Origin of the sequence: Aegicerativicinus sediminis, from assembly GCF_015476115.1 — a bacterium.
GTDB lineage: Bacteria > Bacteroidota > Bacteroidia > Flavobacteriales > Flavobacteriaceae > Aegicerativicinus > Aegicerativicinus sediminis.
In genome coordinates, this window is record NZ_CP064295.1 from 3,757,383 (window position 1) to 3,771,910 (window position 14,528).

General features: G+C 33.9%; 15 protein-coding genes. 9 read left to right on the forward strand and 6 right to left on the reverse strand.

Annotation, left to right across the window (positions count from 1 at the left end; genetic code table 11):
- The first annotated feature begins 24 nt into the window (after positions 1-24).
- The 5 genes from ISU00_RS16110 (at position 25) to ISU00_RS16130 (ending at position 5,277) form a co-directional block, all read left to right on the forward strand.
- A complete protein-coding gene (locus tag ISU00_RS16110) occupies positions 25-1,032 on the forward strand; it encodes a glycosyltransferase family 2 protein (RefSeq protein ID WP_228851700.1) in 1,008 nt (335 codons plus the stop codon).
- Between the two features lie 91 nt (positions 1,033-1,123).
- A complete protein-coding gene (locus ISU00_RS16115; RefSeq protein WP_228851701.1) occupies positions 1,124-3,049 on the forward strand; it encodes a BatA domain-containing protein in 1,926 nt (641 codons plus the stop codon).
- A complete protein-coding gene (locus ISU00_RS16120; protein WP_228851702.1) occupies positions 3,046-4,299 on the forward strand; it encodes a dihydroorotase in 1,254 nt (417 codons plus the stop codon). Before ISU00_RS16115 ends, ISU00_RS16120 begins: the two co-directional genes overlap by 4 nt.
- 1 nt (position 4,300) lies before the next feature.
- On the forward strand, positions 4,301-4,633 hold the full coding sequence (locus ISU00_RS16125; protein WP_228851703.1) for a hypothetical protein: 333 nt from the start codon (positions 4,301-4,303) through the stop codon (positions 4,631-4,633).
- Positions 4,630-5,277, forward strand: coding sequence for an alpha/beta hydrolase (locus ISU00_RS16130; RefSeq protein ID WP_228851704.1), 648 nt, complete (start codon positions 4,630-4,632; stop codon positions 5,275-5,277). The genes ISU00_RS16125 and ISU00_RS16130 overlap by 4 nt, the downstream gene beginning before the upstream one ends.
- Position 5,278: 1 nt before the next feature.
- Here the strand turns inward: ISU00_RS16130 and ISU00_RS16135 are convergent, their stop codons facing one another.
- Together ISU00_RS16135 and ISU00_RS16140 are read right to left on the reverse strand one after the other, a co-directional pair.
- A complete protein-coding gene (locus ISU00_RS16135; RefSeq protein ID WP_228851705.1) occupies positions 5,279-5,779 on the reverse strand; it encodes a hydrolase in 501 nt (166 codons plus the stop codon).
- Complete coding sequence (locus tag ISU00_RS16140) at positions 5,769-6,539, reverse strand: MBL fold metallo-hydrolase (RefSeq protein WP_228851706.1); 771 nt, start codon at positions 6,537-6,539, stop codon at positions 5,769-5,771. Before ISU00_RS16140 ends, ISU00_RS16135 begins: the two co-directional genes overlap by 11 nt.
- Before the next feature lie 94 nt (positions 6,540-6,633).
- Here ISU00_RS16140 and ISU00_RS16145 point away from each other — a divergent pair, with 94 nt between their 5' ends.
- Together ISU00_RS16145 and ISU00_RS16150 are read left to right on the forward strand one after the other, a co-directional pair.
- Positions 6,634-8,085, forward strand: coding sequence for a TonB-dependent receptor (locus ISU00_RS16145; RefSeq protein ID WP_228851707.1), 1,452 nt, complete (start codon positions 6,634-6,636; stop codon positions 8,083-8,085).
- A 92-nt stretch (positions 8,086-8,177) separates the two neighbouring features.
- Complete coding sequence (locus ISU00_RS16150) at positions 8,178-8,759, forward strand: DsrE family protein (RefSeq protein ID WP_228851708.1); 582 nt, start codon at positions 8,178-8,180, stop codon at positions 8,757-8,759.
- Positions 8,760-8,776: 17 nt separating this feature from the next.
- Here ISU00_RS16150 and bcp read toward each other — a convergent pair whose 3' ends face one another.
- Positions 8,777-9,229: a thioredoxin-dependent thiol peroxidase gene (bcp, locus tag ISU00_RS16155; RefSeq protein WP_228851709.1), complete on the reverse strand. Its 453-nt coding sequence runs from the start codon at positions 9,227-9,229 to the stop codon at positions 8,777-8,779.
- Positions 9,230-9,263: 34 nt separating this feature from the next.
- Between bcp and nth the strand changes: the two genes are divergently transcribed.
- Positions 9,264-9,950, forward strand: coding sequence for an endonuclease III (gene nth / locus ISU00_RS16160; RefSeq protein ID WP_228851710.1), 687 nt, complete (start codon positions 9,264-9,266; stop codon positions 9,948-9,950).
- On the opposite strand, the gene ISU00_RS16165 is transcribed toward nth, so the two are convergent.
- Together ISU00_RS16165 and ISU00_RS16170 are read right to left on the reverse strand one after the other, a co-directional pair.
- Positions 9,947-10,090 carry a hypothetical protein gene (locus tag ISU00_RS16165; protein WP_228851711.1) on the reverse strand — a complete coding sequence of 48 codons (144 nt, stop codon included), beginning with the start codon at positions 10,088-10,090 and terminating at the stop codon, positions 9,947-9,949. The two genes, nth and ISU00_RS16165, sit on opposite strands and share 4 nt — an antisense overlap.
- Positions 10,091-10,147: 57 nt before the next feature.
- Entirely contained in the window at positions 10,148-10,732 is a 585-nt protein-coding gene (locus ISU00_RS16170; RefSeq protein ID WP_228851712.1) for an RNA polymerase sigma factor, read from the reverse strand.
- 230 nt (positions 10,733-10,962) lie between these two features.
- Here ISU00_RS16170 and uvrA point away from each other — a divergent pair, with 230 nt between their 5' ends.
- Positions 10,963-13,749: an excinuclease ABC subunit UvrA gene (gene uvrA / locus ISU00_RS16175; protein ID WP_228851713.1), complete on the forward strand. Its 2,787-nt coding sequence runs from the start codon at positions 10,963-10,965 to the stop codon at positions 13,747-13,749.
- Here the strand turns inward: uvrA and ISU00_RS16180 are convergent.
- Positions 13,746-14,486 carry a hypothetical protein gene (locus ISU00_RS16180; RefSeq protein ID WP_228853760.1) on the reverse strand — a complete coding sequence of 247 codons (741 nt, stop codon included), beginning with the start codon at positions 14,484-14,486 and terminating at the stop codon, positions 13,746-13,748. The genes uvrA and ISU00_RS16180 overlap by 4 nt on opposite strands.
- Between the last annotated feature and the right edge of the window lie 42 nt (positions 14,487-14,528).

Here is a 14,528-nt window from a genome sequence, read left to right on the forward strand (position 1 = left end):
TAAAAAATATGTTATATTAACCGAATGTCACTACCAAAAATCAGTATTTTAACTCCATTTAAGGATACACAGCAGTATATTGGTGAATGCATAAAATCGGTAATAAATCAATCGTATTCAAATTGGGAGTTACTATTGGTCAATGACAACTCGGAGGACAATAGTCTAAAAATCGCCAATAATTTTTTGAGAATGGAAGACCGTATTAAGGTTTTTCAAAATGAAGGAAAAGGAATAATTGCGGCCTTACGAACAGCCTACAAACATTCCTCAGGAAACTTTATAACCCGGATGGACAGTGATGATATCATGGCGGAAGATAAATTAAGCATAATGTTCCATCAATTACAGAATTCGGGTAAAGGTTATATTGCTTTGGGATTGGTAAAGTATTTTGGAGAAAAACGAATTAATGATGGTTATAAAAGATATGAGAATTGGCTCAATAGGCTCATTAAATCAGGAAATAATTTCAATGAAATCTATAAAGAATGTGTAATTCCATCCCCTTGTTGGATGGTCCATAAAACAGATCTTGACAAATGTGGAGGATTTAATCCAAACCTCTATCCGGAGGACTACGATTTAGCTTTTAGATTTTATAAGCATGGTTTGAAATGCTTGGTAGCCGACAAACTTCTCCACTTTTGGAGAGACTACCCCACAAGGACATCTAGAACACATAAACATTATGCCCATAATTATTTCTTGGACATAAAAATGAAATATTTCTTAGAGCTTGATTATAATGCAAAGAGACCTTTAACAGTTTGGGGAGCCGGTTTTAAAGGCAAGTATATTGCAAAAACACTTAAAAAATTTGGAATAAGTTTTTATTGGATATGCAACAATCCTAAAAAAATTGAAAAAAAAATATACGGGGTCAAACTTCAAAATTTTGAATCGTTAAAAGAATTGAATAATCCACAGTGCATAGTTACAGTAGCAAATTCGCAATCGCAGAAAGTGATAAGAAATTATTTCGAGCAACATCAATTTGTTTCAATGAAAGATTATTTCTTTTTTTGTTGAATTCAGTTTCTTTAAAATTGTCCAAAGTTCCATGAGTAACTATAATGGCATTTTCTATATTTGAATGAATTTTAAAATTTGGTAATTACTAATGCAGTTTAAACATCCGGAACTTCTTTATGCCCTGTTTTTACTGGTCATACCAATTTTAATACACCTTTTTCAATTAAGAAGGTTTCAACGAACCGATTTTACAAATGTTGCTTTCCTAAAAAAGATTACAATACAAACCAGGAAAAGTTCGCAACTAAAAAAATGGTTAACACTTATTACCCGATTAGGGATTTTATCGTGCTTGATATTGGCTTTTGCACAACCATTTAAATCAAATTTTAAAGATTTTCGAATTGAGAAAGAAACGGTTATCTATCTAGATAATTCCTTCAGTATGCAAATGAAGGGACAGAATGGAAGTTTATTAAACGATGCCATCAACGATTTGTTGCAATATTTGGATGGCGATGACAAGATTACCCTTTTCACAAATTCTCAAACCTATAAAAATACCTCATTAAAGGCAGTGCGAAATGACCTAATAGAAACCAAATTTTCACCTAAACAACTCTCCTTGAGTTCAGTTTTGCAAAAAGCAAAAGGCAATCTCGGAGACAATACAAACTCTCTTAAAAACCTCCTTATAATATCAGATTTTCAGGATAAATCTGAGGATGCTCAAATTGAATTCGATTCAACGGCAACTTATAATTTGGTTCAACTTAAGCCTGTTAACACCTTCAATACTTCCATAGATTCAGCTTATATAGCGGAAACCAAACCAGAAACTATAGAAATTGCCGTTAGATTAGGTGGAAATGTCGATGATTTAGAAAATATCCCAATTTCTCTTTATAATGAAAATCAACTGGTTGCAAAAAGTACTATTACAGACTTAGATTCTAATGAAGCTCGTTTTTCAATAAATAGGAATCAACACTTTAAAGGAAAAATTTCTATCGAAGACCCAAACCTCACTTACGATAACGACCTGTTTTTTAACATAGCGGATCAATCCAAAATAAAAGTTTTAACGGTCAATGGTGTATCAGGAAATTTTCTTGAACGGATATTTACCCAAGATGAATTTGAATTGGTTCAGTTTACTAATCAGAATTTAGATTACAGTCAAATTGCGGAACAAAACCTCATTGTATTAAATGAATTGGATAATTTAAATGAATCCCTTTTAACTGCATTAGCTAATTTCAGGGAAAATGGGGGCTCGATAGTGGTTATTCCCTCCATTCAATCTGATTTAATATCATACAAGAGTTTTTCCAATTCTTTTATCTCAAGCAGTTTAGATTCTATTATTCAAGTTGAAAAACGGATTACAGATATAAATTTTGACCATCCCCTATTAAACCAAGTATTCGATACGAGGGTAAGAAACTTTCAATATCCCAATGTCAATACTAGCTATGCTTTATCTGGTCCATTAGCAACTAATATTTTAACATTTGAGGATGGTTCTCCGTTTTTGGTAAACAAGGGAGAGATTTATTTTTTTACTGCACCACTTAATGATTCAAATTCAAATTTCAAAAATTCTCCCTTAATTGTACCAGTATTGTATAATATTGGCAAACAGAGTCTTAAAATCCCTAAACTCTACTATTCAATTCATTACAACAATCAAATTGACATACCAATATCTATTTCCAATGACCGAATTTTATCAATTCGCCAAGATGAGGAAGATATTATTCCTTTGCAACAAGCATTTAGCAATAAGGTAACTCTTCAGATGCAAGAGATACCAGAAAAAGCTGGTATTGTTTCAGTATTTAACAAGGATGATAAACTCACAGATCTTGCCTTTAATTATGATCGTTCAGAAAGCAATTTGAATTACCTTAATGTGAGCAACTTTGATAACGTAGTGTTAAGTAATTCGGTAAAAGATGTTCTTACTGACATAAAAAGTCTTACCAATGTTAATGTGCTATGGAAATGGTTTGTTATTTTTGCGATAGGATTTTTGATTATGGAAATTCTGATCTTAAAATTCCTTAAATGACCGTACTGATACAATCTGCTACAGTTCTCGATACTTCAAGTACACATCATAAAAAGGTCGTCGATATTTTAATCGAAAAAGGTAAAATCACCACTATTTCTAATAAAATTGAACCCAAGAAAGGCTGGACAGTTGTTTCAGAGAAAAATCTTCATGTATCCCAAGGGTGGTTTGATAGCAGTGTTAGTTTTGGTGAGCCTGGTTATGAAGAACGAGAAGATTTAGAGAATGGTTTATATACCGCCGCCAAGTCTGGTTTTACTTCTGTGGCGATAAACCCAAATACGCATCCTGTTATTGATAGCTATGCCGATGTGGCCTATGTAATTAACAAGGCTCAGAAAAGCCCTGTAAATGCCGTTGTAATAGGTAGTTTAACTAAAGATGGAAATGGCACTGATTTAGCCGAAATGTTCGATATGCATAACGCTGGAGCTGTGGCATATTACGACTATAAAAAGTCCATCAACAATCCGAATGTCATAAAATTAGCCTTACAATATGCATCTAATTTTGGCGGTATAATTATGTCCTTTCCAAACAATGAAGCTATTGCTGGTCATGGCGTAATGAACGAAGAGACTACAAGCACCCTATTGGGACTTAAGGGCATACCCTCCCTTGCTGAAGAAATTAGATTGGTCAGGGATTTGTATTTAGTGGAGTATACAGGAGGAACAATGCACATCCCAACTATTTCTACTGCTAAATCGGTAGATCTTATAAGGGCAGCTAAATCCAAAGGCTTAAACATTAGCTGCAGCGTTGCTGTTCATAATTTAGTGTTAACGGATGAAATATTAAAGAATTTCGATTCTAACTATAAAGTTCTCCCTCCTTTACGGACTGAAACAGATCGTTTAGCTCTTATCGAAGGTGTAAAGGATGGCACTATAGACATGGTAACTTCCGACCATAATCCATTGGATATAGAGTTAAAAAAGTTAGAATTTGATCGTGCAGATTTTGGCACCATTGGTTTAGAATCCTTTTTTGGAGCCTTGCAAACTGTTTTCTCAACCGCTAAATCCATTGAGATTCTTACGAGCGGAAAACATTTGTTTAAGGTTGAGGGTAACTCAATAGAAGAGGGTGAAGTAGCCGATCTTAGTTTATTTAACCCCGCTGATAGTTATGTTTTTGGTGAAGAAAACATTTTTTCAAAATCCCATAATTCAATTTTCATGGGAAAAAAATTGAAGGGAAAGGTCTACGGGACCTTCTCAAAAAATCAACTTACAATAAATTAAAATGGAAGTTCAGCAAGACAGTAAAGTTAAATTTATTGCTACTCTAAGTTATATCACCATATTCGGAACCATTATAGCTATTTTTTGGAATGTTGAAAGAAAGAATCCACTGGTTGCCTTCCATTCACGCCAAGGATTAGGACTTTGCATCACTTATATGATAATTGGTTATTTAATTAGCCAATTTGATAGCTTAGCCATTTCTATAGGATTTTGGGTATTCTTAGGTGCCTTGTTTATCTATGGGATTATTGGTGCCTTAACCGATAAATATAATGAAGTTCCTTTTTTAGGGGCACTTTTTCAAAACTGGTTTCAAAGACTAGGAACATGAGTGAGGACTTATATTACATTAAAAGGCCTTCTACACTTAGTTCAGATGCTCCATTATTAATAATGCTTCATGGCTACGGAAGCAATGAGGAGGATTTATTTTCGTTTGCTTCAGAATTACCTGAGGAACTATTCATTATTTCATTACGGGCGCCATACGATTTAATGCCTTATGGATATGCTTGGTACTCAATAAATTTTGATGCACAACAGAATAAGTGGAGTGATGATGAACAAGCAATCCTTTCTCGTGAAAAGGTGGCGAAGTTTATAGATTATGCCATTTATACTTACAACATTAATAAGGAAAACGTAACTCTTTTAGGTTTTAGTCAAGGAACCATATTATCCTATTCTATAGCACTCACTTACCCGACAAAAGTGAAGAATATTATTGCATTAAGCGGTTACGTAAATAAAAATATACTGCCTGAAAATTTTAGTGAGTTTAATTATTCACATCTAGATTTTTATTGTTCCCATGGTAGTGTAGACCAAGTAATACCTGTGGATTGGGCCAGAAAAACACCAGAATTTTTATCTTCTTTGAACATAAAACATTCCTACACCGAATACCCTGTCGGTCATGGTGTATCACCACAAAACTTTTATGATTTTAAAAATTGGCTTGAGGAAAGAATTTAATTTATTGCCTGTATAGTAGATAATCTAAGGTTTCAAATTTCAACTCTTCCTTATTTAAAATTTCATAGCGCAACAACATTTCTCCCCAATATTTTCCATCTGAAAAATCGGCAATTATCCAACGATGGTTTAAAAGTCGAATGCTATTTATCATCATTTTATTCCCGGTCATTGATGCATATGGCACAATGGGGTGATCATCACCCTCATAATCGTTGAGCTTGTACAATTCATCTTTAATAAATGGACCCAATTGTGAAATCTCATAACCTTTGTCTTCAAAATAAGTCATCGCATCATCATTGTAATCGAGACTGAACTTGGCCAAATCAAAATTCTTGTCTTCTAAAAATTTCAAGGAGTCAGCATAAGATTCCTCCATTTTCTCGTAGGCTGTAAGCCTTTTATCGTAATCCTCAATTATGTTTTTTGAATTAACGTATTGGAAAAGTATCACCAATACAGAAAAAATGAACAAATACATAAAAATTCTATTCTTCATCTATAGTAATTTGTAGGTTATCATAAGCTAAATAAACATTTTCTGGCAAATTGGCCTGGACATCGTCATGAAATCCAAGCATATGGCTGATGTGGGTTAGATAGGCTCTTTTAGGGTCAACAGATTCAATAAAAGCTAATGCCTCTTCCAGATTAAAATGAGAAATATGAGGTTCAATCCTTAAGCAGTTCACCACCAATACATCCAGATTATTAAGTTTTTCCATTTCCAATGCTGGTACAGTTTTCATATCTGTTAAATAAGCAAAATTATCAAACCTATAACCGAACACTTTAAGATTATGGTGTAAACCTTCAATTGGAACAACTTCCAAATTGCCCAATTTAAAGGGCATATTTTCAAGAATAATATCTACTACGTTTGGAACCCCAGGATATTTATCCTCAACTTCAAAGATATAATCGAATCTTCTATACAACCCCTGCAGTACGCGTTCTTGGGCATAAATTGGTATATCGCCTTGCCTAAAAAAAAATGGTCTTATATCGTCTAATCCGGCAGTGTGATCTGCATGCTCATGGGTAAATAAAATTCCATCAATATGTTTAACGTTAGCCCTTAGCATTTGTTGCCGAAAGTCGGGTCCACAATCTATAACATAAGAATAATCGTCCCATTCAATTAAAACCGAGACTCGCAATCTCTTATCTTTTGGATTATCACTTAAACAAACAGGATGATCGCTAGCAATTATAGGAATGCCTTGGGAGGTGCCTGTACCTAAAAACGTTACTTTCAAACGATACTTGGGTTTTGAACAAAAGTAAACTTTATTTTTTTGAATGCTTGGCCAATTTAATACCTTTGTGCCACGGACAAACCCAAATTTTATAATGGAAATAACCCTTGCGGGCGATAAGGAATTCGATGAGGTTCCATCCCTGAAATCTAAGGCGTTAAGAATTAATCTTAATGAAAACATCTATGGAACCTTTGCGGAAATAGGCGCAGGGCAAGAAACTGTGCGACATTTTTTCAGGGCCGGTGGTGCTTCGGGTACAATTGCAAAGGCAATGTCCGCATATGATAAAGACTTTAGTGACGCAATTTATGGTATAGAAGATGACAAACGCTATGTCACTGAAGCAAGGTTAAAGAAAATGCTTTCGCATGAAATTGACCTAATTGAAAAACGACTTACTAGGGACAAACATCCAACTAAATTATTCTTTTCCTATGCCAATACAGTAGCCACTATAGACTTTGCCAAAAAATATAAAGGTCATGGCTGGGTTGGTATTAAGTATCAAGTAGATCCCCATGAAGACTATAATGAAATTACTCTTCATATTCGGTTCCGGGAAAATGATGCACGCTTGCAGCAAGAAACCCTAGGTATATTAGGTACGAATTTAATTTATGGGGCTTTCTATAAATACAATGTACCTAAAAAATTACTTAGATATTTATATGATCATCTAGATAAGGATCAGTTGGAAATTGATACAATCAATTTTTCAGGTCCTGTCTTTAAGGATGTCGATAACCGTTTGATGAGTTTGCAATTGGTTAAAAACGGAATGACGGATGCCGTAATGTTTGCACCAGATGGCAATAACGTACTACCAGCTGCTGTACTTTACAAAAAGAATATTTTGGCCCTAAGGGGAAGTTTTAGACCTGTTACAAGAGTAAATATGGACATGCTACAGAAATCTTACGACATGTTCATTAAGGAGAATAAAGTTGACCCAGATAATGCGCAGGTAGTATTTGAAATAACCCTTTCTAATCTTAGAGCCGAGGGAGAAATTGATGAACAGGATTTCATGGACCGTGCACGATTATTATGTTCACTTGGTCAAACTGTATTGATTTCAAATTTCCAAGAGTACTATCGATTGGTTGAATATTTTTCTCAATATACTAAAGCACGTGTTGGTTTGGCAATGGGTGTCAACAACCTTGTAGATATTTTTGACGAAAAGTATTATCGTCATTTAAGTGGTGGTATTCTGGAAGCTTTCGGAAAGCTATTCTTTAAAGATTTAAGGGTATACCTATATCCAATGGAAAATGAAGATGGAACAGTTACCAATAGTGAAAACTTAAAGGTACATCCTAGGATGAAGGAGCTTTATAAATTCTTCAAATACAATGGTAAGGTTGTAGACATTACCGATTATGACGAAAGTGTATTAAATATTTTCTCACGCACTGTACTTAAGGCAATTGCAGAACGTGAAGATGGCTGGGAAGCAATGCTTCCAGAAGGTGTTGCACAACTGATTAAGGAAAAACATCTTTTTGGTTATGAAGCTGAGGAAGAAATCTACAATGAATAAAAAGTCTTCTTCCTAAATAATTAATTTTCACCTATTTATATATTGAATTATTTTAAGGAAATAGATACATTTAATATCTAAACTTCCTTAATATGAAATATTTATCCCTCTCAATTTGCTTATTTTTTTCCTGTATTTGTAATTCACAAGAAAATGCAGAAGACATACCTCCTTATTTGGTAGGAAAAGTTGATTATCCTGTTTTCAAAAATCATCCTTATGTTGGAGTCATAAAAACCGACAACACTGAATTAAAATTCAATACTAATACAGAATATAAGGTTGTTATTGATGTATATGATAAGGTTAAGGATTCCACTCAATTATTGCCTCCTTTAAGAGAAGTTGCACGAATATTCAATCTTTGTGTTGCCAATGGCGCTACAAAGGAAAAAGTGAAAGTTACGGCAGTTATTCACGGCGATGCAATAAATGCTATCTTAAAGGATGAAATCTATAACAAAAAGTATAAGGTAGATAATCCAAACCTTTCATTTATCCACGATTTGAAAAATAATGGTATAGAATTTTATGTTTGCGGACAGAATTTAGGATTAACCAATACCGCACAAGAAAATATTTCAGCAGATGTTGGTGTGGCTATTTCCGCAAAAACGACCTTTATTTTATTAGACCAAAAAGGATACACCTATATGAATGTAAATGAAGACTAAATAAAAAAACCAAAACCTTACCCTAGAATTTGGCTGGAATGTTCCTTAGTCTTGACTTTTGATATTACTTCCTCAATAACTCCATCCTCATTTATAACAAACGTGGTTCGGTGTATGCCATCATATTCTTTACCCATAAACTTTTTTGGCCCCCACACACCGTAAGCATTGATTACTTCCTTAGAATCATCAGCTAATAAAGGAAATCTCAAATTATACTTGTCCTTAAATTTGGTCTGTTTCTTTTCATCATCTGCGCTAACCCCTATAACTTCATAATTGTTAGCCTTAAATTGCTCCAAATTTTCATTCAGATTACATGCCTCAGCTGTACATCCTGGTGTATCTGCTTTTGGATAGAAGAATAGAACGACTTTCTTCCCCTTAAAATCAGATAGCGAAACTTTATTACCACTTTGATCTTTGGAAGTAAATTCAGGTGCCTTATCACCGGCTTTTAAGCTTGTCATAATTTCTTAATTTTGGAAGATAAAATTACAAACAATGACCAAGGCTGAAAAGGTAGATTTTGTTATAAATACGTTAAATGAAGTCTATCCAGAAATTCCTATTCCGCTTGACCATAAAGATCCCTATACCCTATTAATTGCAGTACTTATGTCCGCCCAAAGTACGGATGTCAGGGTTAACCAAATTACACCATTACTATTTGAAAGAGCTGACAACCCTTATGATATGGTTAAATTAAGTGTTGATGAAATTAGGGAAATAATTAAACCCGTAGGACTCTCCCCTATGAAAAGCAAAGGAATTTATGGGCTTTCCAAAATATTGATAGAAAAACATAATGGAGAGGTTCCCCAATCTTATGAAGAACTGGAGGCTTTGCCTGCTGTAGGTCATAAAACCGCGGCGGTGGTATTATCACAAGCTTTTGGAATTCCAGCTTTTCCTGTAGATACACATATTCATCGATTAATGTACCGATGGAACTTTAGTAACGGTAAGAATGTTGTGCAAACAGAAAAGGACGCTAAACGTTTATTTCCAAAAGAATTATGGAACAAATTGCACCTACAAATAATTTGGTATGGACGAGAATATTGCCAGGCCCGAGGTTGGGATTTACGGAAAGACAAAATAACCAGAACCATCGGGAGAAGTTCCGTTCTTCGGGATTACTACAAAAAAAATCCCGGTCATTTAGACCAGGATTCTCTTTCAAATTAATTTAGAAGTGCTTCAAACTTCAATTTATTACAATGTATAACACTTAAAGCCTTCGAATAATCAAGAAGAAATTTTATGGTTTCTTCTTTGGGTTGCAATTCAATTTTCTTTTTAGAACACTCAGGGTAAAGTTTTGCCATTATTTCATTTTTAGGTTACTTATATCTCTAAAAACGTGGCCTTCACCCATTTATTGTTTAGTTCGTTAAAATAATATTATTCTTTTCAATTATTTTTCTCAAATTGATTAACGCATAGCGCATCCTACCCAATGCAGTATTGATGCTAACGCCAGTAGTTTCAGATATTTCCTTAAAACTCATATCCTTGTACATACGCATGATTAAGACATCCTTTTGATCCTCAGGAAGTTCTTCAATTAAATTTCTTACGTCATTTTCAACCTGGTCTTTTATCATTCGCTTTTCAGCATTTAACTCTGAATCACCCAAAACAGAAAAAATATTAAAGTGACCAGAATTATCAAATTTTGGCATACGGTTGTTCCTTCTGAAATGATCAATGATTAAATTATGGGCAATACGCATTACCCAAGGCAGAAATTTACCTTCTTCGTTATATTTCTTTAGTTTGAGATTTTTAATAACTTTTATAAAGGTGTCCTGGAAAATGTCTTCCGTTATTTCCCTATCCAAAACCTTTGAATAGATAAAACTGTAAACCTTTTGTTTGTGTCGGTGAATTAAAATGGCGAGTGAATCCTCATTGCCGTTGATATAGTTTTTAACCAAAACTGCATCAGTGATAAGTTCTTGTTTCATAATCATTACTTTAACAATTGACTAAGTAATTCCTTAGCTTGGGGTTTTAATTTTTAAAGTAATTTTTTATGAATAGGCAATGATTTTTAATTATTTACGGTTGTAAATATAATAACAAAATTTTCGAATTTCCAATATTCAGCGCCAAAATTTAACAATAATCCACAATTCAACTCTATTTTAGAAAACATCGATTATGTGGTATCTTTGCATCCATTCTTTAATTAGCTATGCAAAAAGAAATTTCTACTATAGATCCTAAAAACAACATAATTATCAAAGGTGCTGGTCTACACAACCTTAAAAATATTGATGTTGTAATACCTAGAAATAAATTGGTTGTTATCACAGGATTGTCGGGCTCGGGCAAATCTAGTTTGGCGTTCGACACCCTGTATGCTGAAGGTCAAAGAAGGTATGTAGAAAGTCTTTCAAGCTATGCAAGGCAATTTTTAGGCAGACTTCACAAACCTAAAGTGGAATATATTAAAGGAATAGCACCTGCTATTGCCATTGAACAAAAGGTAAATTCTACAAACCCTAGATCCACCGTGGGCACCTCTACGGAGATATACGACTATTTAAAATTATTGTTTGCCAGAATTGGCAAGACTTATTCTCCTATTTCAGGTAGAGAAGTAAAAAAACACTCCGTGAAAGATGTACTTGAATTAGTGAGGTCTTTTGAAAATGGTGAAAAATTATTACTCCTCGCCCCGATTCATTTGGAAGAAGGCAGAAATATGTTAGACAAGTTGAAGGTTCTTCAACAACAAGGTTATGCTCGCGTAAAAATCCACGATACAGTAAAAAGAATTGAGGAGGTAGATGGGGTCAATGATCTTCAAGTCTCTTTGGTCGTAGATAGAATAATCGTTCGCCATGACGAAGATTTCTATAATAGATTAGCGGATGCTATAGAATCTGCTTTTTATGAAGGTAAGGGAACTTGCCAAATTGAATCTCTGGAAAATGGAACTATTCAAGAATTCAACAATCGTTTTGAGTTGGATGGAATGACTTTTCTTGAACCCAACGAACATCTTTTTAGTTTCAATAATCCTTACGGAGCGTGTCCAAAATGTGAAGGATACGGCAATGTCATTGGAATAGATGAGGATTTAGTTGTTCCTAACACAAGCCTTTCAGTTTATGAAAATGCAATCTTTCCATGGAGAGGAGAAAGCATGAGTTGGTATAGAGACCAACTCGTAAACAATTCGCATAAATTCGATTTCCCGATTCACAGACCTTATTATGAATTATCAACAGATGAAAAAAACCTCATTTGGACAGGAAATAAATATTTTACCGGTTTAGATGATTTTTTTGAAGAGCTTGAATCAAAGGCATATAAGATTCAGAATCGGGTTATGCTTTCGAGGTATAGAGGAAAGACAAAATGCAATGTTTGCCTTGGTAAACGTTTACGCAAAGAGGCAACCTATGTAAAAGTTGGAGGTGTTACTGTTACCGATTTGGTTGAAATGCCTTTACTGGATTTATATTCCTTTTTTGAGAAAATTGAATTATCTGAACACGATCTTAAAGTTGCAGATAGACTTTTGAAGGAAATTAGGAATAGATTAGAATTTCTAAGTAATGTTGGTCTAGATTATTTAACACTAAACAGACGATCTAATACCTTATCAGGAGGTGAAAGTCAAAGAATTAACCTCGCCACTTCATTGGGAAGCAGTTTAGTTGGATCCATGTATATTTTGGATGAACCTAGCATTGGTTTACATCCTAGAGATACAGAAAAACTAATTGAAGTATTAAAAAACCTAAGAGATTTAGGCAATACGGTTATTGTGGTAGAACACGATGAAGACATTATGAAAGCTGCCGATGAAATTATCGATATCGGTCCAGAGGCTGGGACTCTTGGAGGTGAAGTGGTAGCAACAGGAAGCTTTACCGATATATTAATGTCAACTACGCTAACTGCCAAATATCTCAATGGCAGTTTAGAAATTGAAATACCAAACCGAAGAAGAACCTCTACAAATTATATTGAAATAATTGGAGCTAGAGAGAATAATTTAAAAAATGTAGATGTCCGTTTTCCTTTAAATATGCTTACCGTTATTACTGGTGTGTCTGGAAGTGGTAAAAGTACGTTAGTGCGAAAAATATTATTTCCTGCATTGCAAAAGCATTTAACAGGATTTAGTGATAAACCTGGTCACTTTAGTGCCATTCAAGGTTCTTTCAAAAAAATAAAACAAGTTGAATTTGTAGATCAAAATCCTATTGGTCGATCCTCACGTTCTAACCCGGTAACTTACATAAAGGCTTATGATGATATTCGTGCCTTATTTGCAAGTCAGAAACTAAGTAAAATAAGAAATTACCAAGCAAAACATTTTTCATTTAATGTGGATGGCGGACGTTGTGAAACTTGTAATGGTGAAGGAGAAGTTACCATAGAAATGCAATTTATGGCAGATGTGCATTTACTATGTGAAACATGTAATGGCAAACGCTTTAAAAAGGAAATTTTAGAAGTAACATTTAATGGAAAAAATATTGATGATATATTAAACATGACTATTGATGATGCCATCTCCTTTTTTGACACGAACGGTGAGGCTAAGATAACGTCTAAGCTTATGCCACTCCAAGATGTAGGATTAGGTTATGTTTCTTTAGGTCAAAGTTCTTCAACACTTTCTGGTGGAGAAGCACAGCGTATAAAGTTGGCATCCTTTCTGTCTAAAGGCACAAATGCTGATAACACTTTATTTATTTTCGATGAGCCAACAACTGGACTTCATTTTCATGATATACAAAAACTTTTGAAAAGTTTTCAGGCTCTTATTGGGAAAGGTCATTCAATATTGGTGATTGAGCACAATATTGATCTTATAAAATGTGCTGATTATATTATCGATTTAGGACCTGACGGTGGTGAAAAAGGTGGACATATAGTTGCCACAGGAACCCCGGAAGAAGTTGCATCGAATTCTAATTCAGTCACTGGAAAATACCTTAAAAATTCAATTAAAATTTAATAAAATAAAAAAGCATAAGTAATTACGAATCCAGCGGCTAATGGAACAACAAAAATTAGAAAAAAGAAGGCTATTAGACTTCCTTTGAAAAAACTTAAAAAGCGTCCCTGTTCATAAAACCTTCTCAAAGCTAATACTAAATACACAAACGTCGAAGCTGCTATTAAAAAATCAATCCATCCCGGTAAATCAATTATAAAATTGGCTATTAAATCAAGGCTAAAGACCGTAAATAAAAAAGAAAAATAATAAAAACTAAAAACTAAATGGTGAGTAAATCTACCTTTATTAAAGTAAAATACCATTACTATTAAAGAGAAGATGGGTAATAAAAAGAACATAGCTATGGGAATAGTGTCATAAAAGGTTTGAAGTATATTCCCGGCGTCTTTATTCCTATAAAACTTTAACATCTGGGATGCAAATTTCCTTTTAAGCATTCCATCCTCCTTTTTCAATCCTATGTGTTTTAATATAAGGCTATCAGGAACCTCTAATTCGATCAAAGAATCGATTTCCTTTCCTCTAATTTTAAAACCCATTAAATTAAAGTTATTCAAAAAACCTTCTTCTTTAGGCCTTATTATCAAACTATCCAATTCCTTAAGTTTTAAGCTATCAACGCCCTTTATTTTTGTTTTTTTTGATAATTCTGTTAAACTAACATCAATGGTATCCAAAACCTTTAATGCGGCACTATCTATTTTTGCTTTTTCAGGAATTTTTACGTTTTTCATTCCTTCATTGAGGTTTTGCACTTGTTCCCTTTGTATAAAAGA

Excerpts from the sequence above, each read along its gene's own strand:
- uvrA (WP_228851713.1), top strand. The coding sequence starts at position 10,963 with ATGCAAAAAGAAATTTCTACTATAGATCCTAAAAACAACATAATTATC.
- ISU00_RS16150 (WP_228851708.1), top strand. The coding sequence starts at position 8,178 with ATGAAATATTTATCCCTCTCAATTTGCTTATTTTTTTCCTGTATTTGT.
- ISU00_RS16125 (WP_228851703.1), top strand. The coding sequence starts at position 4,301 with ATGGAAGTTCAGCAAGACAGTAAAGTTAAATTTATTGCTACTCTAAGT.
- ISU00_RS16115 (WP_228851701.1), top strand. The coding sequence starts at position 1,124 with ATGCAGTTTAAACATCCGGAACTTCTTTATGCCCTGTTTTTACTGGTC.
- bcp (WP_228851709.1), bottom strand. The coding sequence starts at position 9,229 with ATGACAAGCTTAAAAGCCGGTGATAAGGCACCTGAATTTACTTCCAAA.
- ISU00_RS16135 (WP_228851705.1), bottom strand. The coding sequence starts at position 5,779 with ATGAAGAATAGAATTTTTATGTATTTGTTCATTTTTTCTGTATTGGTG.
- ISU00_RS16165 (WP_228851711.1), bottom strand. The coding sequence starts at position 10,090 with ATGGCAAAACTTTACCCTGAGTGTTCTAAAAAGAAAATTGAATTGCAA.
- ISU00_RS16110 (WP_228851700.1), top strand. The coding sequence starts at position 25 with ATGTCACTACCAAAAATCAGTATTTTAACTCCATTTAAGGATACACAG.
- nth (WP_228851710.1), top strand. The coding sequence starts at position 9,264 with ATGACCAAGGCTGAAAAGGTAGATTTTGTTATAAATACGTTAAATGAA.
- ISU00_RS16170 (WP_228851712.1), bottom strand. The coding sequence starts at position 10,732 with ATGAAACAAGAACTTATCACTGATGCAGTTTTGGTTAAAAACTATATC.
- ISU00_RS16120 (WP_228851702.1), top strand. The coding sequence starts at position 3,046 with ATGACCGTACTGATACAATCTGCTACAGTTCTCGATACTTCAAGTACA.
- ISU00_RS16130 (WP_228851704.1), top strand. The coding sequence starts at position 4,630 with ATGAGTGAGGACTTATATTACATTAAAAGGCCTTCTACACTTAGTTCA.
- ISU00_RS16180 (WP_228853760.1), bottom strand. The coding sequence starts at position 14,486 with ATGAAAAACGTAAAAATTCCTGAAAAAGCAAAAATAGATAGTGCCGCA.
- ISU00_RS16145 (WP_228851707.1), top strand. The coding sequence starts at position 6,634 with ATGGAAATAACCCTTGCGGGCGATAAGGAATTCGATGAGGTTCCATCC.